This is a genomic window from Companilactobacillus suantsaicola (assembly GCF_004745525.1).
In the GTDB taxonomy this organism is placed as follows: Bacteria; Bacillota; Bacilli; order Lactobacillales; family Lactobacillaceae; genus Companilactobacillus; species Companilactobacillus suantsaicola.
Window position 1 is genome coordinate 78,916 of sequence record NZ_RKLY01000007.1, and the last position, 22,147, is coordinate 101,062.

At 36.8% G+C, this 22,147-nt stretch carries 23 protein-coding genes; 4 read left to right on the forward strand and 19 right to left on the reverse strand.

Annotated elements, in window-relative coordinates:
• Position 1: 1 nt before the first annotated feature.
• The 4 genes from purK to EGT49_RS04170 form a co-directional block, all read right to left on the reverse strand.
• Positions 2-1,132, reverse strand: a complete 1,131-nt coding sequence (gene purK, locus EGT49_RS04155) for a 5-(carboxyamino)imidazole ribonucleotide synthase (protein WP_135371800.1) — start codon at positions 1,130-1,132, stop codon at positions 2-4.
• Positions 1,125-1,610: a 5-(carboxyamino)imidazole ribonucleotide mutase gene (purE, locus tag EGT49_RS04160; RefSeq protein WP_135371802.1), complete on the reverse strand. Its 486-nt coding sequence runs from the start codon at positions 1,608-1,610 to the stop codon at positions 1,125-1,127. The genes purK and purE overlap by 8 nt, the downstream gene beginning before the upstream one ends.
• 237 nt (positions 1,611-1,847) lie before the next feature.
• On the reverse strand, positions 1,848-2,066 hold the full coding sequence (locus EGT49_RS04165) for a YneF family protein (protein ID WP_056951281.1): 219 nt from the start codon (positions 2,064-2,066) through the stop codon (positions 1,848-1,850).
• Between the two features lie 62 nt (positions 2,067-2,128).
• A complete protein-coding gene (locus EGT49_RS04170) occupies positions 2,129-2,371 on the reverse strand; it encodes a DUF896 domain-containing protein (protein ID WP_135371804.1) in 243 nt (80 codons plus the stop codon).
• 95 nt (positions 2,372-2,466) lie between these two features.
• On the opposite strand from EGT49_RS04170, the gene lexA reads away from it, so the two are divergent.
• The gene (gene lexA / locus EGT49_RS04175; protein ID WP_135371806.1) at positions 2,467-3,090 is read left to right on the forward strand and encodes a transcriptional repressor LexA; all 624 of its coding nucleotides are present in this window, start codon (positions 2,467-2,469) and stop codon (positions 3,088-3,090) included.
• A 45-nt stretch (positions 3,091-3,135) separates the two neighbouring features.
• Entirely contained in the window at positions 3,136-3,753 is a 618-nt protein-coding gene (locus tag EGT49_RS04180) for a histidine phosphatase family protein (protein WP_135371808.1), read from the forward strand.
• Between the two features lie 135 nt (positions 3,754-3,888).
• Here EGT49_RS04180 and EGT49_RS04185 read toward each other — a convergent pair whose 3' ends face one another.
• The 15 genes from EGT49_RS04185 to EGT49_RS04255 form a co-directional block, all read right to left on the reverse strand.
• Positions 3,889-5,160 (reverse strand): ISL3 family transposase, encoded by a 1,272-nt coding sequence (locus EGT49_RS04185; protein ID WP_135371846.1) that lies wholly within the window; start codon positions 5,158-5,160, stop codon positions 3,889-3,891.
• Positions 5,161-5,456: 296 nt separating this feature from the next.
• A complete protein-coding gene (gene rplS / locus EGT49_RS04190; protein WP_135371810.1) occupies positions 5,457-5,810 on the reverse strand; it encodes a 50S ribosomal protein L19 in 354 nt (117 codons plus the stop codon).
• Positions 5,811-5,922: 112 nt separating this feature from the next.
• Positions 5,923-6,651: a tRNA (guanosine(37)-N1)-methyltransferase TrmD gene (trmD, locus tag EGT49_RS04195; protein ID WP_135371812.1), complete on the reverse strand. Its 729-nt coding sequence runs from the start codon at positions 6,649-6,651 to the stop codon at positions 5,923-5,925.
• On the reverse strand, positions 6,651-7,166 hold the full coding sequence (gene rimM, locus EGT49_RS04200; RefSeq protein ID WP_135371814.1) for a ribosome maturation factor RimM: 516 nt from the start codon (positions 7,164-7,166) through the stop codon (positions 6,651-6,653). Before rimM ends, trmD begins: the two co-directional genes overlap by 1 nt.
• A gap of 67 nt (positions 7,167-7,233) precedes the next feature.
• Positions 7,234-7,506, reverse strand: coding sequence for a 30S ribosomal protein S16 (rpsP, locus tag EGT49_RS04205; RefSeq protein ID WP_135371816.1), 273 nt, complete (start codon positions 7,504-7,506; stop codon positions 7,234-7,236).
• A gap of 89 nt (positions 7,507-7,595) precedes the next feature.
• Complete coding sequence (ffh, locus tag EGT49_RS04210) at positions 7,596-9,032, reverse strand: signal recognition particle protein (protein WP_135371818.1); 1,437 nt, start codon at positions 9,030-9,032, stop codon at positions 7,596-7,598.
• A 9-nt stretch (positions 9,033-9,041) separates the two neighbouring features.
• Positions 9,042-9,383 carry a YlxM family DNA-binding protein gene (gene ylxM / locus EGT49_RS04215; RefSeq protein WP_135371820.1) on the reverse strand — a complete coding sequence of 114 codons (342 nt, stop codon included), beginning with the start codon at positions 9,381-9,383 and terminating at the stop codon, positions 9,042-9,044.
• Positions 9,383-10,888 (reverse strand): signal recognition particle-docking protein FtsY, encoded by a 1,506-nt coding sequence (gene ftsY / locus EGT49_RS04220; protein ID WP_135371822.1) that lies wholly within the window; start codon positions 10,886-10,888, stop codon positions 9,383-9,385. The genes ylxM and ftsY overlap by 1 nt, the downstream gene beginning before the upstream one ends.
• Positions 10,889-10,898: 10 nt before the next feature.
• Positions 10,899-14,444 carry a chromosome segregation protein SMC gene (gene smc, locus EGT49_RS04225; RefSeq protein WP_135371824.1) on the reverse strand — a complete coding sequence of 1,182 codons (3,546 nt, stop codon included), beginning with the start codon at positions 14,442-14,444 and terminating at the stop codon, positions 10,899-10,901.
• Positions 14,445-14,454: 10 nt separating this feature from the next.
• Complete coding sequence (rnc, locus tag EGT49_RS04230) at positions 14,455-15,144, reverse strand: ribonuclease III (protein WP_135371826.1); 690 nt, start codon at positions 15,142-15,144, stop codon at positions 14,455-14,457.
• 85 nt (positions 15,145-15,229) lie between these two features.
• The gene (gene acpP, locus EGT49_RS04235) at positions 15,230-15,472 is read right to left on the reverse strand and encodes an acyl carrier protein (protein WP_135371828.1); all 243 of its coding nucleotides are present in this window, start codon (positions 15,470-15,472) and stop codon (positions 15,230-15,232) included.
• 10 nt (positions 15,473-15,482) lie between these two features.
• Complete coding sequence (gene plsX / locus EGT49_RS04240) at positions 15,483-16,487, reverse strand: phosphate acyltransferase PlsX (RefSeq protein ID WP_135371830.1); 1,005 nt, start codon at positions 16,485-16,487, stop codon at positions 15,483-15,485.
• Positions 16,488-16,499: 12 nt separating this feature from the next.
• Positions 16,500-18,536, reverse strand: a complete 2,037-nt coding sequence (gene recG / locus EGT49_RS04245; protein WP_135371831.1) for an ATP-dependent DNA helicase RecG — start codon at positions 18,534-18,536, stop codon at positions 16,500-16,502.
• Between the two features lie 74 nt (positions 18,537-18,610).
• Positions 18,611-20,245: a DAK2 domain-containing protein gene (locus tag EGT49_RS04250; protein WP_167849750.1), complete on the reverse strand. Its 1,635-nt coding sequence runs from the start codon at positions 20,243-20,245 to the stop codon at positions 18,611-18,613.
• 63 nt (positions 20,246-20,308) lie between these two features.
• Positions 20,309-20,677: an Asp23/Gls24 family envelope stress response protein gene (locus EGT49_RS04255; RefSeq protein WP_135371834.1), complete on the reverse strand. Its 369-nt coding sequence runs from the start codon at positions 20,675-20,677 to the stop codon at positions 20,309-20,311.
• A gap of 198 nt (positions 20,678-20,875) precedes the next feature.
• Here EGT49_RS04255 and rpmB point away from each other — a divergent pair, with 198 nt between their 5' ends.
• Both rpmB and EGT49_RS04265 read left to right on the forward strand, forming a co-directional pair.
• Positions 20,876-21,061, forward strand: a complete 186-nt coding sequence (gene rpmB / locus EGT49_RS04260; RefSeq protein ID WP_135371836.1) for a 50S ribosomal protein L28 — start codon at positions 20,876-20,878, stop codon at positions 21,059-21,061.
• A gap of 97 nt (positions 21,062-21,158) precedes the next feature.
• Positions 21,159-21,965, forward strand: coding sequence for a hypothetical protein (locus EGT49_RS04265; protein WP_135371838.1), 807 nt, complete (start codon positions 21,159-21,161; stop codon positions 21,963-21,965).
• Positions 21,966-22,147 lie beyond the last annotated feature (182 nt).

The window sequence follows — 22,147 nt, forward strand, 5'->3', positions numbered from 1 at the left end:
TTTACACATCCCAAATTTTATTTTGATCAATTGATTGTTTTGTCTTTTCTAGGTCGTCAGTCAAAATCGTAATATGACCCATCTTGCGATTATGTTTAACTTCATCCTTGCCATAGTCATGGAAATGCCATTCTGGATGCTGGTTCAATTCCTTTTTAGCATTTTCTAAATGCTGTCCTAATAAATTAACCATCACACTTGGTTTTAATAATTCAATCTTTGGCATAGCTAAATTACAAACGCCACGAATGTGTGCATCAAATTGTGAGATATTGCAAGTTTCAATTGTTAAGTGACCTGAATTGTGAGGACGCGGAGCAATTTCATTCACATAGACTTGATCATCAGTTGAAATAAAGAATTCAATACACATCGTTCCGACTAACTCTAAATTACGTGCTAATTGTTCACCAACTTGATAAATATGTGCTTGTGATTTTTGACTGATCAAGGCTGGACAACTGCTGAGATGCAAAATATTGTCACGATGAACATTTTCGATCACAGGAAAAATTGAAGTTTGACCGTCACTATTAGCTGACACCACAACAGAAACTTCTTTTCGTAAATTAATTTTCTTTTCGACGATACAAGTTCCACTCATCAACAAACGTTCGATATCGGCAAAACAAGCTTTTTCTGGATCATCGACTAAAATTTGTCCTTTACCGTCATAGCCACCACGAATCGTTTTAACAATCACTGGTGCACCTAACTTTTCAACGGCGCGATGATATTCAAAAATATTGTCAATTTCAATATGTGGTACCACCGCAAAGCCTGATTCCTCAATGAAGTTTTTTTCGGAAATTCGATTCTGCGTAATACTTAAGGCCTTAGTACCTTGAGGGACTTGGGTATATTTCTTAACTTCATCGATTGTTTCCGCATCAACGTTTTCAAATTCATAAGTTAAAACATCACAACGTTTAGCCAATTCAATCAATTTATCTAAATCATCATAGTCGCTAACGATTTGGTCATCTGAAACCTGGGCCGCCGGACAATTTGGTGTTGGATCCAAAATAATAACTTTATAGCCCATTTCTTTAGCTGAAAAAGCCATCATTTGCCCAAGTTGACCACCACCGATAATTCCAATCGTTGCTCCTGGTAAAATTGTTTTACTCAAGATCTTTCCCACTTTCTAATGAACTATCATGCATTGACTGGATATATTTATTCAACGAAGCAGTGTATTCTTCATTGTTCAATCCACAAATCTTTGTAGCTAAGATTGCTGCATTCTTCGCCCCCGCTTCACCGATTGAAACTGTTGCAACTGGAACACCGGCTGGCATTTGAACAATTGATAGTAAAGAATCCATCCCTTTTAAATACTTAGACGGTACTGGAACACCAATCACTGGCAAACTAGTCGAAGAAGCAATCATTCCCGGCAAATGTGCCGCTCCTCCTGCACCAGCGATAATTACTTTGAAACCATCAGATTTAGCATTTTTTGCAAAATCCAACATTTCTTGCGGCGTACGGTGTGCTGAAATCACCTTGGCCGTGTAAGTGACTTGAAGTTCTTTTAAAAGATCAATAGTACTTTGCATAACTTTCAAGTCAGAGATTGAGCCCATAACGACTGCTACATCACTCATTGGTTTTCCACCTTTCTATCCTTGGTACCCAAATTCTATCAAGGAATGAAAATTCTTTCAACAAAAACACGTATTTAATTTAAAATAATTGGATTATTATTCGTATTTATCGCTTACATTTAGATTATTTTAGTATTCATTATTATATAATTGTTTTATTAACGAACTATTAATTTTTAAGACAAAAAAATAAGCAGTATACATATAAAAATATGTATACTGCCTAAAATTTTTAATCTATTTCTTTTTTTGTGATGCTTTCATAGTACTCATTAATTGGTTAAGTTTCTTTTGTGAAGGCTTTTGTCCCATTTGAGCCATCATTTGCTTAATCATATCCGCACTGATTGGTGGATTGTCTTGGAAATATTTCTTCATATACCATCTGGCAATAAAGAATCCGCCGACGAGGCCAATTAATAAGGCTAGAATACCAACGATAATTGTTGTTCCCATTTATGTTTCACCCTTTCCATACATCTACTAATATTACAAAAAAAAGTTACTAATTGAAAGTACTAATCGTCACGTAATCCTTTTTTTCTTTGAATCTCACGAACTTTTTCTGGTGTAACTTCATTTCCTTCTTTGTCAAAGACTCTCAACATCTCAATTTGTGATCTAAAACTTGCTCGGAAATTCTTCAAATATTCTTTTCGCAATTCGGCCTGTTGATCCTCTTCTTCTTTAGTAATAGTACCAGCTTTAGCCTTGTGTGCCAATTCGTTGATTTTCTTGAGCAATTCTTTTTGTTCGTCCATAATTGCATTTCCCTCTCATTATATCGAACACTTGTTTGAACTTGCATTCATATTTTGATACAATCTAAATAAGATATTAACAATGAGGTGTTCTAATGTCAAAAGCTGAAAGTTCTAAACAGTCACAAATTCTAAGATGTATCCATGATTATTTAGACGATCATGGTTATCCGCCCACAGTTAGGGAGATTTGCGATTTAGTTGACTTATCTTCCACTTCAACTGTCCACGGCCATTTATCTCGTATGGAGAAAAAAGGTTATATCAAACGTGACCCTACTAAACCAAGGGCTATCGAGTTGACCCAAGAAGGTTTAGCATCAATCGGTATCAAACCGGAAGAGATTCCTATTTTAGGTGCGGTTGCTGCTGGTCAACCCATTACAGCGGAAAGAAACCCTGACGGTTATTTTCCGCTACCACCTGACTTAAACCGAGAATCAGGCGAATTGTTCATGTTGGAAATTCACGGTGAAAGTATGATCAACTGTGGTATTTACGACGGTGATCACGTAATCGTTCATGAACAAAATTTTGCTAACAATGGTGAGATAGTAATTGCCATGACTGAAGATATTGAAGCAACTTGCAAGAGATTCTATCAAGAAAATGGACATTACCGCCTACAACCTGAAAACGATACGATGGATCCAATTATCCTTGATAATGTAGAAATTGTTGGAAAAGTTGTTGGACTCTATCGTTCACAAATTTTTTAAAAACCTTAGCCACTTATTTGAGTGGCTTTTTCTTTTGGAGGAAACATGACCGAATTTTTTCTGATCCGTCACGGACAAACTAAAGCTAACGTTTTAAAAATGAAACAAGGCAATATCAATACAGAAATCACTTATTTAACGAAGAAGGGTCAACAACAAGCTCAAAACTTAGCTGAACGCTTTGATATTAGCTTTGCTGATCGAATTATTTGTAGTCCTTTAAAAAGAGCTCAACAGACAGCTGAAATTCTCAATCAAAAATATCAGTTACCTATCACTCTCGATAACCGACTCCGAGAAATTTCATATGGCGAATGGGACGGTCAAAAAAATGCTGATTTAAGAAAACTGCATCCCAATGCCTATAACGAATATTGGAACGATGCTTTACCAACTTATAAACAATACGCTCCCCATGGTGAGTCATTTGAAGACGTCATTGACCGCGTCAGCGACTTTTTAGAAGAATCCATTAAGAAGTACCCTGATGAAAAATTAATTTGTGTAACCCACGGATTTACCGTTAAAGCGGCAGCTTTGGCCGTCGTTCAACCAAAAAGTATGATGAGTATCCCTGAACCAAGAAACACTAGTATCACTAAAGTGATTGGCCTGTCAAAAGAAGAATGGTACTTAGAATTCTACAATCAACTACTAAATTAATTTTAAAGATATAATAAAAGCTTGGGACATAACTGTTTTTAACTCCTAAACTTGCAGCATAAACGGCTGTTCGTCAAATTAAGTTGATGGCAGTTCGCATAAGCAGTTAGGCCTTAATTGGTCTAGCTGCTTTTCTTATTGGGCTGAAGAGCTTGCTCTAAGCCAAAAGATTTGAAGATCAATCCGTTTAATAAAGTTAGTCCAGTTTCGATAACCGTATGCGCCATTTTTTATTTTCTTTATCCTTCCAATGGTTCCCTCTAAAAATCCATTGGAGTAATCGAAGTGTAGAGCGTTTAGTACCTGTTTTCGATATTTTCTTAGTGATTTCATGGTTGTATCCATTGGCGTGTTTAGTGAATGATAATCAAGTATTGCGTCATTCATTAATTCAACGTCACTTGTTTCAATAGCCTTTAAGATATCTTGATAAACTTCATAGGACTTGGCAAAGCCTTCGTCCAAATCCAAACATTTTGTAATCAAATTTAAATCCGTTTCATAGTAATTTACGCTGTATTGGTACTTGGGTGTTATCTTTTCGATGGAATCGAATGATTCCAAGAATTTCTTCCAATCTCGTTTCATGAATAGATATTCTTTACTTCGTTTAGGCATGGTCTTCATTACCTTAATCCTTGAAGAATTAAGAGAACGATTAGCCATTTGAACGATGTGAAACCTATCAACAACTATTCTTGCCTTAGGAAATAATTTTGGAACGAGATTAATATAACCGGCATTTAAGTCTAAAGAGATAGTTCGTACTTGTTTTCTAGCCTTTAAAGAGAAGCTTTCAAAATATTGTTTAATTTGATAAGAAGTTCTTCTAGGCAAAATATCTCCAGTTCGATGATCATTACTATCTAACCAAATAAAGCTCAATTTATCTGTCGCCATGAACTCGTCAAAAGCCATGTGCTTTGGTAGAGACTCTGTATGTCTTTTTTTATGTAGTTTGGCTTCCTCATCAATGATTCGTTGAACGGTCTTATCCGAGACATTAAAACGTCTACCAATGTCTTTAAGAGATGCATTGTGAGCAGCCTCAGACAGAATCATCTGTCTGACCGGCTGCGCAATTTGACAACAATCCCAAACATAGTTAGTTTTAGCTACAAAGATTGATCCACAAGACTTACATATGTATTTTTGACGATATAATCGAATAAAAGTTGGGCGTAAAGATAGTGATGGTGCTATTATCATATTTTTATTAAATCCATCTTTAATTACGTGGCCTGTAAGGCCACAATTAACACAACGATCAACGTCTTTAGTAAGTTTCGCAAAATAAACTAAAGACATAGTTCCATGTACATTCATAAAAGTGGAGTCATCAGTGAATACAATATTCTTGTCTTTAATTTCTAAAGCATTTCGTATAGAATTATCTGTTAGGGGCATCATTCAAATTCCTTTCATTGTGAAGCTGTAGAGGGTCGAACATCTAAAGGACATGAGTGGTGTCTTTTTTGATGTTCTTAAAAAGTATTACTAATAAATGGTATACAAAAATAGAGTTGATGGCAAAATGCCTATCAACTCTATTTATCGTACAACCGCATAAACGCAGAACATAACATAGCTTTTTCCGCTTAAAACAAATAAGCCAAGGTAATCAAAAAACGATTACCTTGGCTTATTTGCCTTAATGCTCGAAAGCTGACCATGTTATGTCCCGCTCTCTTGCTAGACGTATATTAGATGTCACGACGACGTTCTTTAATACGAGCAGCCTTACCTTTACGATCACGTAGGTAATAAAGCTTGCTACGACGTACACGACCATATCTGATAACTTCGATTTTTTCAACACGTGGTGTATTCAATGGGAATGTTCTTTCAACACCAACACCATTACTCATCTTACGTACAGTATATGTAGCACTAATACCTGCACCATGTCTCTTAATTACGACACCTTCGAATAATTGGATACGTTCACGACTACCTTCGACAACCTTAGCATGTACACGAATTGTGTCACCACTACGGAAATCAGGAATATCAGAACGTAGTTGTTCTTTTGTAATATCTTGAATAAGTTTATTCATAAATAATTTCTCCCTGTTCGACACTCTTATATATCTCTGACATACAGCGGAATATCGTTAATATGTGCTCAAACACTCTTAATATGATACTTTATTTGAACTTAATTGTAAACTATATATTTTGACGAATTTCACGTATTAGCTTCTTTTCTTCATCCGTTAACTCAGCCTGTTCTAACAGATCTGGTCGACGTTTTAAAGTCTTTTTGAGAGCTTGCGTTAAACGCCAAAGACGTATTTTTTCATGATCCCCATTCGTTAATACTTCAGGGACCTTTTTACCACGAAAATCAGCTGGTTTAGTATATTGAGGATATTCCAGTAACCCATTGGAAAAGGATTCTTCTTCAGCTGAAAAAGAATTTCCTAAGACTCCTGGAACAAACCGCAACGTTGCATCAATCATGCTCATCGTTGGTAGTTCCCCACCAGTCAAAATGTAATCACCAATTGAAACTTCATCAGTGACTAAATCTTTTACTCGCTCATCAAAACCTTCGTAATGACCACAAATAAAAACTAACTGATCTTCTTTGGCAAAATCTCGGGCCATTTTAGTATCGAAAGTTTTGCCAGCTGGATCTAGTAAAACTACTCGCTTCTTACCTGGCTTTTTGGTTTCGACGTAATCCATAGCATCGTAAATTGGTTGAGCCATTAACAACATACCGGCTCCGCCACCATAAGTAGTGTCGTCAACATGATGCTGCTTATTAGTCGTAAAATCTCGAAAATCAACCACATCGATATTTACTAACCCTTTTTCTTGGGCCTTGCCAATTAAAGATTCATTTAACGCCTGAAACATTCTTGGAAAAATGCTTAAAATTGTAATATCCATTAATCTATCAATCCATCCGGTATTTCAACCTCGACAATTTCTTTTTCGAGGTCAACATTCTTAACTACATCATCAATGTAAGGAAGCAATACTTCCTTATACTTGGTTCCTTTTACGACCCAAACGTCGTTAGGTCCTAGTTCCATGATCTCGGTAACTTTACCGATCTCACCTAACTTTTGGTCAACTACTGTCAAACCAATAATTTGTTTATAAAGAAATTCTCCATCATTGAGTGGTGTCGAAATTTCTTCATCGGCAAATATTTCTGACTTGACGTACTTCTCGACATCGTTGATATTGTCATAACCTTTCAACTTCAACAAGAAGAAGTTTTTATGTGGTCGTGCTGACTCAACGACGAACTCAGTTTTTGAACTAGCTTGCTTAATATAAAGCTTAGCACCCGCTTTAAAACGATCTGCTGGAAAATCTGTAATTGGAACGACTTTTAATTCACCTTTAATACCATGCGTATTGACGATAGTACCAACTCGATATAATTTTTCGGCCATTTTCCCTCCGTGATAAATAAAATAGGACCCTGACAAAACAATGTTTTATCTGGCCCCACCAAAATTACTATTTTGAATATTTGCTTTCATGGAACTTTTGCATAATACCATGTTGTTTCAACAAGTGACGAACTGTATCTGAAGGTTGAGCACCTTTGTTCAACCATTCAACGATCTTGTCGTCTTCTAGTTTGATTTCTTCTGGTTGTGAAATTGGGTTGTAGTAACCAACTTGTTCGATGAAGCGGCCATCACGTGGTGCACGTGAATCTGCAACAACTAATCTATAAAATGGTCTTAACTTACTACCCATACGTTTCATTCTGATTTTAACTGACATATGTTTGTTTCCTCCTAAATACTTAACTTTGTTAGTATACACAAAAAAATTAGCAGTGTAAAGTTTTTTTCTTTACACTGCTAATTTTTTTATGATTTAAAACGTTTGATCTTCTTTAAACGCTTCTTCTTACGTTTTTTACTCTTACGAACCATTGAGTGCATAGCCATCTTACCAAGACGACCTTGCATCCCGTTACCCATTAACTGATCCATACCAGCCATGTTACCTTTACTCATCTTGTTCATCATATCGCGTGATTGCTTAAATTGTTTGATCATCCGATTAACGTTTTGCACACTTTGTCCTGAACCTTTAGCGATTCGACGTCTTCTAGATGGATTCAACAAATCTGGATCCTCACGTTCCTGAGGTGTCATTGAATAAACGATGGCCTTCAAATGAGCAATATCCTTTTCACCGATATTGATATTAGCAAGTTGTGGATTGTTAGCCATTCCAGGAATCATCTTCATCAACTCATCAAGAGGTCCCATTTTTTGAATCTGGTCCATTTGGTCAATGAAGTCATTAAAGTCAAAACTGTTCTCACGAATCTTTTCAGCTACTTGTTTAGCTTGTTTTTCATCGTAATCAGTTTGAGCCTTTTCGATCAAGGTCAACATGTCACCCATACCGAGGATTCTGTTAGCCATACGATCAGGATGGAAGACATCTAATTGATCTAACTTCTCACCTTGTCCGATGAACTTGATTGGTTTACCAGTTACGGAACGAATTGATAGGGCTGCACCACCACGAGTGTCACCATCTAACTTAGTTAAAACGACACCAGTGATATCCAATTGTTCATCAAATCCATGAGCAACTTTGGCAGCAACTTGTCCTGTCATTGAATCAGCTACAAACAAAATTTCGTTTGGATGTGCTAAATCTTTGATTTTTTGAAGTTCTTCCATCAATTGTTCATCGATTTCCAGTCGACCGGCAGTATCGATGATCACATAATCATTCTTATTTTCTGCTGCAACAGCCAGACCATTTTTAACGATGTCAACCGGATCATGATCAGTACCTTCATCGTAAACTGGAATATCAAGTTGTTGCCCAATTGTCTTCAACTGTTCAATCGCAGCTGGACGGTAAACGTCTCCGGCAATAAACAATGGACGTGCCTTATCATTTTTCTTCAGGCGGTTAGCCAACTTACCTGCAGTGGTAGTCTTACCAGCACCTTGAAGACCAACCATCATAATAATCGTTGGAATATGTGGAGCTTTATTCAATGGAACTGCTTCTTGTCCCATTAATTTAGTTAACTCTTCATCAACAATTTTGATAACTTGTTGTGATGGAGTCAAACTTTCCATTACCTCTGCACCTAAAGCACGTTCTCTTACTGTCTTAACGAAACTCTTTACAACGTCAAAGTTAACATCCGCTTCCAGCAAGGCCATACGTACTTCACGCATAACTTTACGAATATCTTCGTCAGAAAGTTTTCCTTTTCCCTTTAAGGAAGAGAAAACTTTTTGCAAACGTTCGCTTAATCCTTCAAAAGCCATATTTAACTCCTATTTCTCATTAATTTTTGTAATTCTCTGTACTAAAGCTAATAATTCTTTATCATCAGCGTACTTATTCTCAACAATTATTCGCAATTTGTCGGCAATATCATCGATTTCAACCGTCTTTTCAATCAAACCTAACTCTTTTTCAAACGATTCTAAGAGATTGACCGATCGGTGTAAATTATCTAAAACAGCCTGTCTAGAGACATCCAATTGCTCAGAAATTTCGCTCAATGAAAAATCTTCTACGTAATACAAATCAATATAACGACTCTGTTTTTTGGTCAAAAGTGAATGATAAAAATTATACAACAAATTCACACGAGTTGTTTCGTCAACGTTCATTATTTATCTGAAGACCCAACAATTAATTCTTTGAATAATCCATAAATGAACTTCTCTGGATCAAAGTCGCGTAAATCATCCATCTGTTCACCAAGACCAACTAATTTGACCGGAATGTGTAGTTCGTTTCTAATTGCCAAAACGATCCCACCTTGAGAACTACCATCGAGCTTTGTTAAGACGATTCCAGAAACGTCAGTCGTTTCATTAAATTGTTTAGCTTGACTCAAAGCGTTTTGACCAGTTGAACCATCCAAAACAAGTAACACTTCTTGAGGTGCGTTAGGCAATTCACGAGTAATCACACGCTTGATTTTTTCTAGTTCACGCATCAAGCCTTCTTTATTTTGCAAACGCCCAGCTGTATCGACCAACAGAATATCAAAATCTTCATTAATTGCTCTTTGAACAGCATCGTAAACGACTGAAGCCGGGTCAGTATGAGCTTTACTTGCTTGAACCGGAACGTCAACTCGTTTACCCCATTCTTGAAGTTGCTCAATGGCACCAGCTCTAAAAGTATCACCAGCTGCTAGTAAAACTTTTTTACCTTCTTGTTGATACCGATGAGCTAATTTACCAATCGTTGTTGTTTTACCAGCTCCATTAACGCCGACAAATAAGAAAACAGTTGGTGTCTTGTCAGTGCTAAAACTCAAGGTATTGTCTTCATCCTTGCCCTCTTCACCGTACATATCAACTAATTTCTTAACAATGACGTTTGAAACATCAGAACGCTTTTTGGCATTTTCCAATTTAACTTCTTCACGTAACTCATCTGAGATTCGCATTGCTGTTTCATAACCGACATCTGATTCGATCAGTAATTCTTCCAAGTCATCAAAGAAGTCCTCATCAACACTACGGAAATTAGCTAAGAAGCGATTAAATCTAGCACTAAAGGAATTACGACTCTTCTTCAAACCTTCATCGTATTCTTTAACATCGTCTTTAGATTCTGATTCTGCTGATTCTGCTGATTCTGCCGATTCTTCAGAAGTTTCCTCTGCACTCTCATCAGAAACCTCCTTAGCCTCTTCTGATTTTGCTTCAGGTTCGTCAGTTGTTACTGATTCTGCTTGAGTCTTAGATTCTTCAACGGGCTCAGGTTTTAATTCTGATTCATTTATTTCTTTAGTATCAGGTTCATCAGCAGATTCGACAGGTTTTGCCTCAGGTTCTGATTCTGGCTCAATCTTTGTTTCTGATTCTACTGCTTCAGTTTTTTCAGTGGTTTCAACTTCATTTTCTTCAGGTTTTTCTGCTTCATCAGAGTCCTTTTGACTTACTGATTCATGATTTTGCACCGGTGATTCCACCGATTTTTCTTCGACGGCTTCATTTGTTTCGGTAACTTTAGTTTCAGTTGACTCAGATGAAGTTTTATCAGATTCTTCTTTTTGGTCAGTTGCTTGAGCTTCTTGGGACTGCTTTTCTAATTCTTCATCTTTTTTAGAATCATCTTTTCCCGTAAAAGCTTTTTTAATTCGATCAAATAATCCCATAATTTACTCCTTATCCTTTAACTTCGACACTCAACATACGTGACACACCAGATTCTTCCATCGTGACACCATACAAGCGATTGACATTCATCATCGTTCCCTTACGGTGCGTGATTACGATAAATTCAGTGTTGTCGTCGTACTGATTTAAATAGTTAGCAAAACGATAAACATTGGCATCGTCAAGTGATGCTTCGACCTCATCCAAAATACAGAATGGAACTGGCTTGACCTTGATGATAGCAAACAACAATGTGATAGCTGTCAAAGCCTTTTCACCACCAGATAACAAGCTCAAACGCTGGAATTTCTTCCCTGGTGGTTGGGCGATGATTTCAATTCCCGTTTCCAATAAATTGTCTGGCTCAGTCAGAACTAATTTAGCTCGACCACCGGCAAACATTTCTGGGAAAATCACTTCAAAGGCAGCTGCTACTTCATCAAAAGTCTTCTTAAAACGAGTCGTTACTTCCTTATCCATTTCCGACATCGTATCCAATAATTGAGCTCGAGCCTTCAATAAATCGTTTTGTTGCTGAGTTAAGAATTCGTATCGATCCTTGACCTTATCATATTCAGCGATAGCCGCCAAGTTGACCTCACCTAACTCTTCAATTCCCATTTTGAGTAAACGAGCTTCTTTTTGCAACTGTTGTGGGTCAAAATCACCTTTGTTTAACTCTAAAAGTGAAGCCTCATAGGTCAATTGATAATCTTGCGACAACGTATCCAGTCGACTGTTGATCTCATTGGAAAGCTTAGTATTTTTAATCGCCAAACCTTCTTGTTGGTCAAAAGCATTTTTTTGCAAATCAAAATTTCGCTGAGCTTTATTATTCAAATCACTCGACAAAGCTTGTTGATGCAAACGTTGATCCTTTAAGGAACCCACACTCTTCTCAAGTTTTTCGATCTCTTTTTTAAGTGTCGCAATTCGTTTTTTAACTTCTGAATTGCTCAAATTCAACTGGTCTTTTTCTGAATCCAAAGTTTCCAAACGTTTGTTAACATCAGCCAATTGCAAAGCCAGTTTTTGACCAGTTTCTTTTAACTCATTATTTTGAACCGAGGCACTCTCAAAAGTACTCTTAACGACAGCCAGTTGTGTTTGCAATTGACGTTCATTTTCATTGATTGATTTTAATTCTGCATCGAAATCAGTCAACAATTTTTGTTTTTGTTCAATTTCAGCTTGATTTTGGGCAATTTTTTGATTGATATCTTCTGCTAATTGCGTTTGCTTAGCCAAATCTTGTTTCAATTGGTCCGCTTCAGTTTGATTTTTCGACAATCCGTATTGAATAACTGTCAAACGTTCATTAAAATGTTTTTCCTCATTTTGATAAGTCGACAAGGAATTTTCTAATTGATTCTTTTCTTGATTAAAACTAGCTAATTTTTCGTCAGCAGTCTTCTTCTCAGCATTCAATTTGATCAATTGCTCACGTAGATCTTGAACCTCACGTTGTTTTTGATCAAGTGATAGTTCCTTTTGTGACAGTTGTTTAGTTAATTGGGTCAAGTCGTCTTTTCTAGTTAAAATATTTGAATTAACACGACGCTGTTGTCCACCAGTCAAGGAACCACCTGCATTAACGACGTTCCCATCTAAGGTAACAACTCGATATTTACGAGCCACCGCTGCAGAGATTTTTGTAGCAACATCAATATTTTGGGCGACTAACAAATTGCCTAAAATATTTTTGACGATATTGCCAACCTTTGAATCGTACTTAACTAAGTCACTAGCGACCCCAACAAAACCGGCGATTGCTTTGGCTTTGTTCAAATCGTTAGCATAAATTTCTCGAGGGCGAATAATGTTGATTGGTAAAAATGTTGCTCGTCCACCGCGACTTTGACGTAAGAATGAAATGGCTTTTTTCGCCGCAACTTCATCCTCTGTGACAATCGATTGTAATTGATTGCTTACTACCGTCTCGATTGCTAATTGATAGTCTTTGGGTACCGAAATCAATTCAGCGATAGCACCGACAATACCTGACAACTTATCCTGATTGTTCAAGACATTTTTAGCACCCTCAAAGAATCCAGCGTGCTCTTGTTCCATATTTTCCAGCACTTTTTTGCGCGCTTTGATCTCTTGCAAGCCTTCCAAAATAGCTAAGTAATTACTATTTTCCTTCTTACCAGTCTCAGTAATTTGCTCAATTTTTTTAGACAAATTTTGATCTTGCTCAATCAAAGATTTATTATCGCTTACCAAATCAGCAATTCTCTTCTGCAAAATATCTGCTTTAGTTTGCGACTCTTTTAAACTTTCATTGATCTCAGTCACTTGCTTATTTTGTTCAGCCACAGCCGCAAGAATCCGGTCCAATTGTTTTTGCGAATACTTTTGGTCATTATTATTAGAAACTTGATCCTGTAAGAAGTTGACATAGTCGTCACGCAACTGATCAATATTTTTTGAAATATCGGCTGGTGTCTTTTGCTTCAATTGTTGAACGTCTTTTAATTGTTTCTCAAATTGTTCAATCTTCGCCTTACAATCGGTCAATTTTTGATTAGAAGCGTTTAACTTTGCTTGATTAGTTTGCTTTTGCTCTAACAAATCAGCCAATTGCTTCTTTAGAGAAGCTTGACTAGTGATATTAAAGCCACTTCTCTCATCAGCTACGGCAACTTTTCCGTTATAGACTTCTAAAGTTCTCGTATTATCAGTTAACTTATTTTGTTGATCATCGATTTCTTGGGTCAACTGTTGAATCTTTTGATTATTGTCTTCTACTTGTTTATTAGCAATTTTAACTTGTTGGGCAATGTTTTGGGCACTCAATTTTACTTCACGTAACTCTTTATCAACTTGATGCTTCTGTGAAGATAGATCTTTAATTTCAATCGTCAAGATCTTTTGATAAATACTGTCGTACTTACTTTTCTGTTCCTGATAATCTCGAGCGATACTAGCTTGCTCTTTTAATGGTTCAACTTGCTTAGACAATTCAGATACAATATCCGACACTCGATGCAAGTTATCGGTTGTTTCTGACAATTTATTTTCAGCTTGTTGCTTCTTTTGTTTGAACAGTGATACTCCAGCAGATTCTTCAATGATACTTCGTCTTTCAGTCGGTTTGCTGTTAAAAATAGCTTCAACTCGACCTTGAGAAATAATCGAAAATGACTGTTTTCCCATCCCAGAATCCATAAATAATTCAGTAATATCACGCAACCGACAAGCTTTCTTGTTGATCAAAAATTCAGTATCGCCATTTCTAAACAGACGACGACAAATCGTAATATTATCTTGGGCAGATTTCAATTCATGATTGTGATTGTCAAACTCTAAAATCACCTCAGCCCGATTCATCTGGGGGCGAGTTGCACTACCAGCAAAAATCACATCGACCATCTTGTCTCCACGTAAGCTTTTTGCTGATTGTTCACCCATTACCCAACGAATGGCTTCAGTAATATTTGATTTTCCACTCCCGTTGGGTCCGACGATACCAGTGATACCACTAGTAAAATCAATCTTTGTCTTGTCAGCAAATGACTTAAACCCATTGATCGTTAATGATTTTAACGGCATAAATAAACTCCTATAATTCCTCTAGTGCGCGCTTGGCTGCCATTTGTTCAGCATGTTTCTTACTGTAGCCAAGACCTTTGGATAAAATTTTACCATTGGCAATCAATTCAACTTTGAACTTCTTGTCATGGTCAGGACCTTCTTCATCAATTACTTTGTAATCAATTTCGACTTCACCTGATTGTTGTAATTTTTCTTGTAAATGTGTCTTAAAGTCGGTATCTTCTGAAAATTCTCCTGAATCAATGTGTGGATAAACAACTTTCTTCAAGAAATCATTGACCACTTCGTTACCTTGATCAAGATACAAAGCTCCGTTGAAAGCTTCAAAGATATCTTCAAGTAAGGTATGTCTTTGACGTGCACCTTGTTTTTCCTCACCTTTACCAATCAACAAATACTTATCAATTTGGATTTCTTTAGCAAAACGGGCAAAACTATCTGTACGCACAATATCTGATCTCAAACGAGTCAATTTTCCTTCAGGTAGATCAGGATACTTCTTGAATAAATAACGTGAGATATTGATTTCCAAAACGGCATCTCCTAAAAACTCAAGCCGTTCGTAATCACCAATACCTAATTCCTTGTGTTCATTGTCAAACGAAGAGTGAGTCATCGCTCTCTCCACTATGCTTTTATCGTTAAACTTAATTCCGTATTTTTCGTCTAAAAACTCTAAGAATTTCGGATCTAACATAACGTGTCCCCTTTCCAATATTACTAATTATACTAAACTTTCTACTTAAATAATTATCTGGATAAAAAAATAAGACCATTCGGCCTTATTTTTGATGTGATGAAATGTAGCTAACTGCCTCACCGACGGTAGTAATCTTTTCTGCATCGTCGTCAGGAATTTCTGAACCGAAAGCATCTTCTAATTCGAGCACAAATTCAACTAGGTCGATTGAGTCGGCATCGAGATCCTTTGTAAAGGATGTTTCTTTGGTGATTGTTGAAGCGTCAACCTCAAATTTGTCAGCAATCAGTGAAACAATTTTGTCAAAAACTTCTTGTTCTGTCATGGAAATCTCCTTATTTTTCTGAATTCATTTGTTCAAAATACTTATTAGCTTTGTTAATTGTATCGTTTTTTAGCATATCATTAATTTGCTTAACAGTATAAAAGACTGTCTTGGCATCAGCTGCCCCATGAGCTTTAATAACTGGTGACTTCAGACCCAAAAGGACTGCTCCACCAGCTTGAGAAGTATCAAACATCTTCTTTAATCCCTTGAGAGAAGGTGAAACGATAGCTGCACCCATTTTAGTAAAAATACCATTATTTAGCAAGGCATCTTTCAACTCACTCAAAAGAATCGTAGCTGTACCTTCAGTAGCCTTCAAAGCAGCATTACCAGTGAAACCATCAGTCACGATAACATCAGCGACTCCAGCTAAAATATTATTAGATTCAACGTTACCGATAAAGTTGATGTCATCAGTGTTTTTTAATAATTGATAAGTTTCTTTGTGAAGCGTATCACCCTTGTCATATTCAGTCCCATTGTTCAAAAGCGCAATTCTTGGCTTATCAATTTTCTTAACATCACGGGCGTAGATTGAACCCATGATTGCCCATTGTTGCAAATAAGCTGGTTTAGCTTCCGCGTTAGCACCAACGTCTAAGATATTAACTCCCAATGGCGAGTTAGTCACTGGCAAAGTTGGCATTAAGGCAGGGCGTGACACCTGTTTAATTCTTCCCACGATAAAAATTCCCGCTGCCAAAAGGGCTCCAGTATTTCCAAGTGAGAACAACGCATCGTTTTCCCCATCTTTGACTGACTTAGCGGCTAAAACCATTGAGGCATTTTTCTTTGAGCGAATTGCCTTAACTGGTTCATCTGTGCCGAGAATCTCTTCATCGGTATGCACAATTTTAATTCGTGTGTCATCCTTCAGATATTCTTTAATTTGAGCTTGATCCCCATACAGTACAAACTCCAAATCTGACCACTCATCACGAGCTTGTTCGATTCCTTCAACTATCACTTGTGGAGCATTGTCTCCACCCATTGCATCGACAGCTATTTTCATTTTATTTCCTCACTAATCAAAATTGTTTAATTGATCAAACTCATCTTTAATGAACACTCGTAGATTTTCCGTCTCTGGACTATTCATTAAGGATTCATTTTCAAACAAAGTTGTTGCTTCCTCTTGGGCAATTTCCAAAATATTGATGTCGTTGATTGGATTACCAACTTTGAATTCCGGCAAACCAGACTGACGATTCCCCAACAAATCACCGGCTCCACGCATCTTCAAGTCAGCTTCAGCTAAAACGAAGCCATCATTCGTCGATGTTAAAATCTTCATTCTTTCTAAAGCTGCCTCATTTTTGGGATCAGCAATCAAAATACAATATGACTGCTTTTCTCCACGACCAACACGGCCACGCAATTGATGTAACTGCGACAAACCAAAGCGATTAGCATCATAAATGACCATTACTGAAGCATTGGGAACATCGACTCCGACTTCGATAACGGTCGTTGAAACTAGGACATCGATTTTTTTGTCAGCAAAATCATTCATGACCGCTTCTTTTTGATCATTAGGCATTTGCCCATGCAACAAACCGATTTGATATTTTTGACCAAATAATTCATTAAACTTATCATAAATCAATTCAGCATTTTTTAAATCAATTTTTTCAGATTCTGAAATTAAAGGTGTTACCACATAAACTTGTGCCCCTCCGGACAACTCTTTAGCCACAAATTGATACATCTGTTCAATTTTTTGACTCCGAATCCAATAAGTCTCAATTTTTTTACGACCAGCCGGTAACTGATCAATTCTTGAAACATCCATATCACCATACGTCGTAATCGCTAAAGTTCTGGGAATCGGCGTGGCAGTCATCGCTAACACATCTGGATTGTCACCTTTTTGTCGCATAGCCTTTCGTTGATTAACTCCGAATCGATGTTGTTCATCAATGACGATCAAACCGAGATTTTTAAAATCAACCCCTTCTTGAATCAAAGCATGCGTTCCGACCACGATGTTAGTTTTTCCACTAGCAATATCTTCAGTAATGAAGTCATGTTCTTTTTTAGTCTGTGATCCCGTCAACAAGGCCACGCGAATCTTTAACGGTGCCAACAATTTACTAATTTTATCAAAATGCTGTTGGGCTAAAATCTCAGTTGGCGCCATGATGCTAGCTTGAAAGCCCGCTGTCACAGAAGCAAGCATAGCAATTACTGAGACGATGGTTTTACCAGAACCAACATCCCCTTGCAAAAGCCGATTCATGTGATGATCTGAATCCATATCACCCAATATTTCTTTGACGACCTTTTGTTGGGCATCCGTTAAAGTGAATGGCAAATCAGCAATAAACTGCTGAATAAATTTCTTATCATAGCTTTCGATGATACCCAAATTTTTTTGATTGTCTTCGCGTTTGATACTCTGCAAACCACATTGGAACAAGAAAAACTCTCTAAATTTTGCACTACGACGAGCTTCATCACTTTGCTGTGGCGTCTTGGGAAAATGAACCCCTGAAACAATTTCTTCATCATTCAACAATTTATATTTTTTTCGCAAATATTCTGGGACAACAGTCTCAATTTCTTGATGGTACTTTTCAAAAGCGACTTTAATTAAATTTATCAAAGTTTTTTGATGAATATTTTTATTAACTGAATAAACCGAATCGATTGAATCGTCATTATTAACGTCAATCACTTTGATCCCCGTCAATGCCCGACGATTTTCATTCCATTTGCCATAAACAGCTACATCGAGACCTGTTTCAAACTTATCTTTTAACCAAGGTTGATTAAAAAATGTCACCATGATCGATTCATTTTCCACCAAAAGACGGACATTCAAACGATTTTTCTTGTATCCATAGCGAAAAACAACTGGATCACTAGCAACGACACCCTTGAGTAAAATTTTTTCCTGATCAACTGCCTCGTCTAAAGATTTAGCTTCCATATCCTCATAACGAAATGGGAAATAAAACAACAAATCATAGACATTCTCTATTCCTAACGACTGCAACGATTCTAAACGTTTTGGTCCTACCGAAGGCAAGGTTGCTAATGACACTTTTCTAAGATCCATAATTTCCCCTTTCTTTGGATAGAATTAAAAGAGGCCTGACAAAACTTAGTTTCATCATTGCCTCAATCAATTAATTATTCAACTGAAATCAAATATGGATAAACTGGTTGATCACCTTGGTGAATCTCAGTCTCTAGGTCGGAATACTTGTCATCTAAGTAATCTGCAACCTTTTGAGCATCTTCAGTATTTCCATCTTGACCGACCATGATAGTAATTACTTCGCTATCTTCGTCAATCATCTTATCAAGCATTTTTTCAGTTCCAGCAACAATATCAGGATCATCTACTAAAATCTTACCATCAACAATTCCCATGTAATGACCTTTAGTAATCTTCAAGCCATCGATTTCGGTATCACGAATTGCTTGAGTGATTTGTCCACTCTTAACTGTATCTAGGGAATCTTCCATGTTCTCTTCATTTTCTTCCAAATCGGCTTCGGGATTAAATGAAAGCATAGCAGTCATTCCTTGAGAAATCGTCTTAGTACCAACGATAGCAACGGGAATATCAACTAGGTCAACAGCTTGTTTAGCAGCCATAACGATATTTCCATTGTTTGGTAATACTAAAGCTCGTTTAGCATTAGATTTGTTAATAGCATCCACGATGTCATTAGTTGATGGATTCATAGTCTGACCACCACTGATAATATGCGTGACACCTAAACTTTCAAACAACTGGGCTAAACCTTTCCCAGAGGATACGGCGATCACTGCATAGTCGATTTGCTTTTGAACAGGTTCAGCGACTGGTTGATCTTCTTCAACAATATCTTCATGTTGCAAACGCATGTTATCAATCTTGATCTTGCTTAAAGCACCGTACTTGCGTCCAGCTGCCCAAACTTTATATGGATAGTTAGTGTGGACGTGGACTTTAACTACTTCGTCATCGGCGACACAAATTAGTGAGTCCCCAATAGTATCTAGGTAATCACGCAAAGTATCGTTGTTGAACTCTTCGTCGCTAGTAGGATCTTTCCCCAATTCGACCATCATTTCGGTACAATAACCATTTTTGATCTCGTCAGTATTGAATTGTCCTTGAACTGATTGATGATGGGACGCATTGACCATTTCAGTCATATCACGTTCATCTGGGACATATTCTTCGTCACCGCTAGTTTGACCGCTGAGACCTTCTAAAAAGCCTTCATAAATGAAAACTAATCCTTGTCCACCAGAATCGACTACGCCGACTTCTTTCAAAACTGGCAAAAGTGATGGTGTCTTTTCAAGTCCTACTTTAGAACCTTTAACGACTGCTTTTAAAATTTCAACTGTATCGTTAGTGCTTTCAACCTTTTTCATGGCGGCTTCAGCACCAAAGCGTGCAACGGTCAAAATTGTTCCTTCAACTGGTTTCATAACAGCTTTATAAGCCGTTTTAACTCCATCGTCAAAAGCTTTAGCTAAATCCATTGCATTCAAAGTATCTTTATTTTCAATACTCTTTGAAAAACCACGGAAAATCTGTGACGTAATAACCCCTGAATTTCCACGAGCACCCATTAACAGTCCCTTAGCCAAGGCTTTTCCTAAAACACCGACATTGTCACTCTCTGACTCATTAACGGCCTTAAAACCGCTTTGAATCGTCAAACTCATATTAGTACCGGTATCACCATCAGGAACCGGAAAGACATTTAATGAGTTAACAAATTTAGCATTCTTTTCGAGTCGATGTGATGCCACACGAATCATATCTGAAAATTCTTTTTTTGTAATTAGTTCTTTGCTCAAAAGTTTTCCCTCCAACTAGCTTACCTATTCAATGTCATCTAGAACTTTAATTCCTTGAACATATACATTAACAGTGCCAGCTGGTGTTCCAAGCATTGTTTCTAGGTTGTATTTCACTTTTTCTTTTAAATTCTTAGCTACTTCAGATATTTTAATTCCATATCCGACAATAATATAAACATCAACGGCTAGCTTTCCGTCCTCTTGATGAATCACTATACCTCTAGAAAAATCTTCACGGTTTAAAATTGTATTCATACCGTCACGCAATTGATTTTTGCTTGCCATACCTACAATACCGTAGATATCAGAAGCAGCTCCACCAACGATCGTTGCAACAGTATTAGTTGAAATTTCAATTTCACCATGCTTTGTTTTTATTGTAACTGCCATATCAGGATCCTCCTATTCTTTGGACCTAAGCTATCATAAACATTAAAATTTTATCATAGCAACATTTCGAATTAAAGATTTAAACTATATTAAACTCTATTATTACACAATTACTCTATTGATTTCATTTCTAGGTTATGGTAAATTAGTCAGGTGATATTTTAAAGAAAAAACATGTAGCCAAAGGAGGTCGGTCCCATGGCAAAAGATATTATTACAGGCCGTAAGACAGTGTTCGGTAACAAACGTTCACACGCTCTTAACCAAACAAAGCGTGCTTGGAAGCCAAACTTGCAAAAAGTTCGTATCATGGTAGATGGTAAGCCAAAACGTGTATGGGTTTCAGCTAGAGCATTGAAATCAGGAAAAGTTACTCGTGTATAATTATCACTTTAGAATTTAAAAGAGACTAACATTTACTTGTTGGTCTCTTTTATTTTACACTTTATAATATATTCTATTCACTAAAGGAGGGATTTAGATGAAAATACTCATAGGAAATCAAAAAAATAATGATGATCAATTGTCGAATGCCATTGTCAACGCTAAAGATGGCGACGTGATCGAATTATTACCAGGTTCCTACTTTACAAAAGATAATCCCTTGATTTGTACCATTACCAACAATATTTCAATTGTTGGCAAAACTTATGACAACGAAGCCGTTAAATTGTACGCCAGTTTTACAGTCGTACAAGGTACAATTGTAATTTTTAAAAATCTTCTACTAAGTTACACCGCTAACGATGAAAACACGCTCAGTGCATACGATGGTTCGAAAATTTATGGTGACAACGTAACTATCGATCGTAATACCAGCGACAGTTGGGATACCATTTATGGTCAAAATTCCTACTTCTCTTTTAAAGAGAGTCAAATTGGGACTGGTAACAAAACCAAAGCCATCGGACTTTCATTAGATCACAGTAAATTATTTGCTCAAAACACCACTTTTGCATACTTATTCGCTAAAAATTCAACCGTGTATTTAAAAAATTCAGTCATCTTTAACAAATTGGAATTACGTCGAAAAACAAATTTATTCTTTCGCGACTTACAGATCGATACCACATTAGTTAATGCTAAGAATGATTTAGCAGTCAAAAGTAATTCCAGTTTTCAAGGACAAGATTTACGATTCTATCGTCAATCTCCTAACGTCAGAATTTTAAAGAGCAATTTCCAAGTCGAAAAATTTAATCCCCAATTAAATAAAATTCATTTTAAGTATGATAAAACTTCAAAAGTCTTGGCTGACAAACAGACACCAAAAAATGAATTTAGTTAAGTAATTTTGATACCATTTTCTAGTTCTGTAATGGGAATTCTGAAACTTGGTTAGTGTAAATTGCCGTCTTCCGCACAAGTCCTGTGATTGGCTGGAATGCACTCGTCCTTGTCAAGTTGACATTTTCTTGGCTCAAATAATATAACTTTTTAAGCGACCTCACCCCAAAATTCTTCGTTGGT

Coding starts and splice junctions, on each gene's coding strand:
- purE (WP_135371802.1), bottom strand. CDS start 1,610: ATGAGTGATGTAGCAGTCGTTATGGGCTCAATCTCTGACTTGAAAGTT.
- EGT49_RS04165 (WP_056951281.1), bottom strand. CDS start 2,066: ATGGGAACAACAATTATCGTTGGTATTCTAGCCTTATTAATTGGCCTC.
- EGT49_RS04170 (WP_135371804.1), bottom strand. CDS start 2,371: ATGGACGAACAAAAAGAATTGCTCAAGAAAATCAACGAATTGGCACAC.
- lexA (WP_135371806.1), top strand. CDS start 2,467: ATGTCAAAAGCTGAAAGTTCTAAACAGTCACAAATTCTAAGATGTATC.
- EGT49_RS04180 (WP_135371808.1), top strand. CDS start 3,136: ATGACCGAATTTTTTCTGATCCGTCACGGACAAACTAAAGCTAACGTT.
- EGT49_RS04185 (WP_135371846.1), bottom strand. CDS start 5,160: ATGCCCCTAACAGATAATTCTATACGAAATGCTTTAGAAATTAAAGAC.
- rplS (WP_135371810.1), bottom strand. CDS start 5,810: ATGAATAAACTTATTCAAGATATTACAAAAGAACAACTACGTTCTGAT.
- trmD (WP_135371812.1), bottom strand. CDS start 6,651: ATGGATATTACAATTTTAAGCATTTTTCCAAGAATGTTTCAGGCGTTA.
- rimM (WP_135371814.1), bottom strand. CDS start 7,166: ATGGCCGAAAAATTATATCGAGTTGGTACTATCGTCAATACGCATGGT.
- rpsP (WP_135371816.1), bottom strand. CDS start 7,506: ATGTCAGTTAAAATCAGAATGAAACGTATGGGTAGTAAGTTAAGACCA.
- ffh (WP_135371818.1), bottom strand. CDS start 9,032: ATGGCTTTTGAAGGATTAAGCGAACGTTTGCAAAAAGTTTTCTCTTCC.
- ylxM (WP_135371820.1), bottom strand. CDS start 9,383: ATGAACGTTGACGAAACAACTCGTGTGAATTTGTTGTATAATTTTTAT.
- ftsY (WP_135371822.1), bottom strand. CDS start 10,888: ATGGGATTATTTGATCGAATTAAAAAAGCTTTTACGGGAAAAGATGAT.
- smc (WP_135371824.1), bottom strand. CDS start 14,444: ATGCCGTTAAAATCATTAACGATCAATGGGTTTAAGTCATTTGCTGAC.
- rnc (WP_135371826.1), bottom strand. CDS start 15,144: ATGTTAGATCCGAAATTCTTAGAGTTTTTAGACGAAAAATACGGAATT.
- acpP (WP_135371828.1), bottom strand. CDS start 15,472: ATGACAGAACAAGAAGTTTTTGACAAAATTGTTTCACTGATTGCTGAC.
- plsX (WP_135371830.1), bottom strand. CDS start 16,487: ATGAAAATAGCTGTCGATGCAATGGGTGGAGACAATGCTCCACAAGTG.
- recG (WP_135371831.1), bottom strand. CDS start 18,536: ATGGATCTTAGAAAAGTGTCATTAGCAACCTTGCCTTCGGTAGGACCA.
- EGT49_RS04250 (WP_167849750.1), bottom strand. CDS start 20,245: ATGATTCGTGTGGCATCACATCGACTCGAAAAGAATGCTAAATTTGTT.
- EGT49_RS04255 (WP_135371834.1), bottom strand. CDS start 20,677: ATGGCAGTTACAATAAAAACAAAGCATGGTGAAATTGAAATTTCAACT.
- rpmB (WP_135371836.1), top strand. CDS start 20,876: ATGGCAAAAGATATTATTACAGGCCGTAAGACAGTGTTCGGTAACAAA.
- EGT49_RS04265 (WP_135371838.1), top strand. CDS start 21,159: ATGAAAATACTCATAGGAAATCAAAAAAATAATGATGATCAATTGTCG.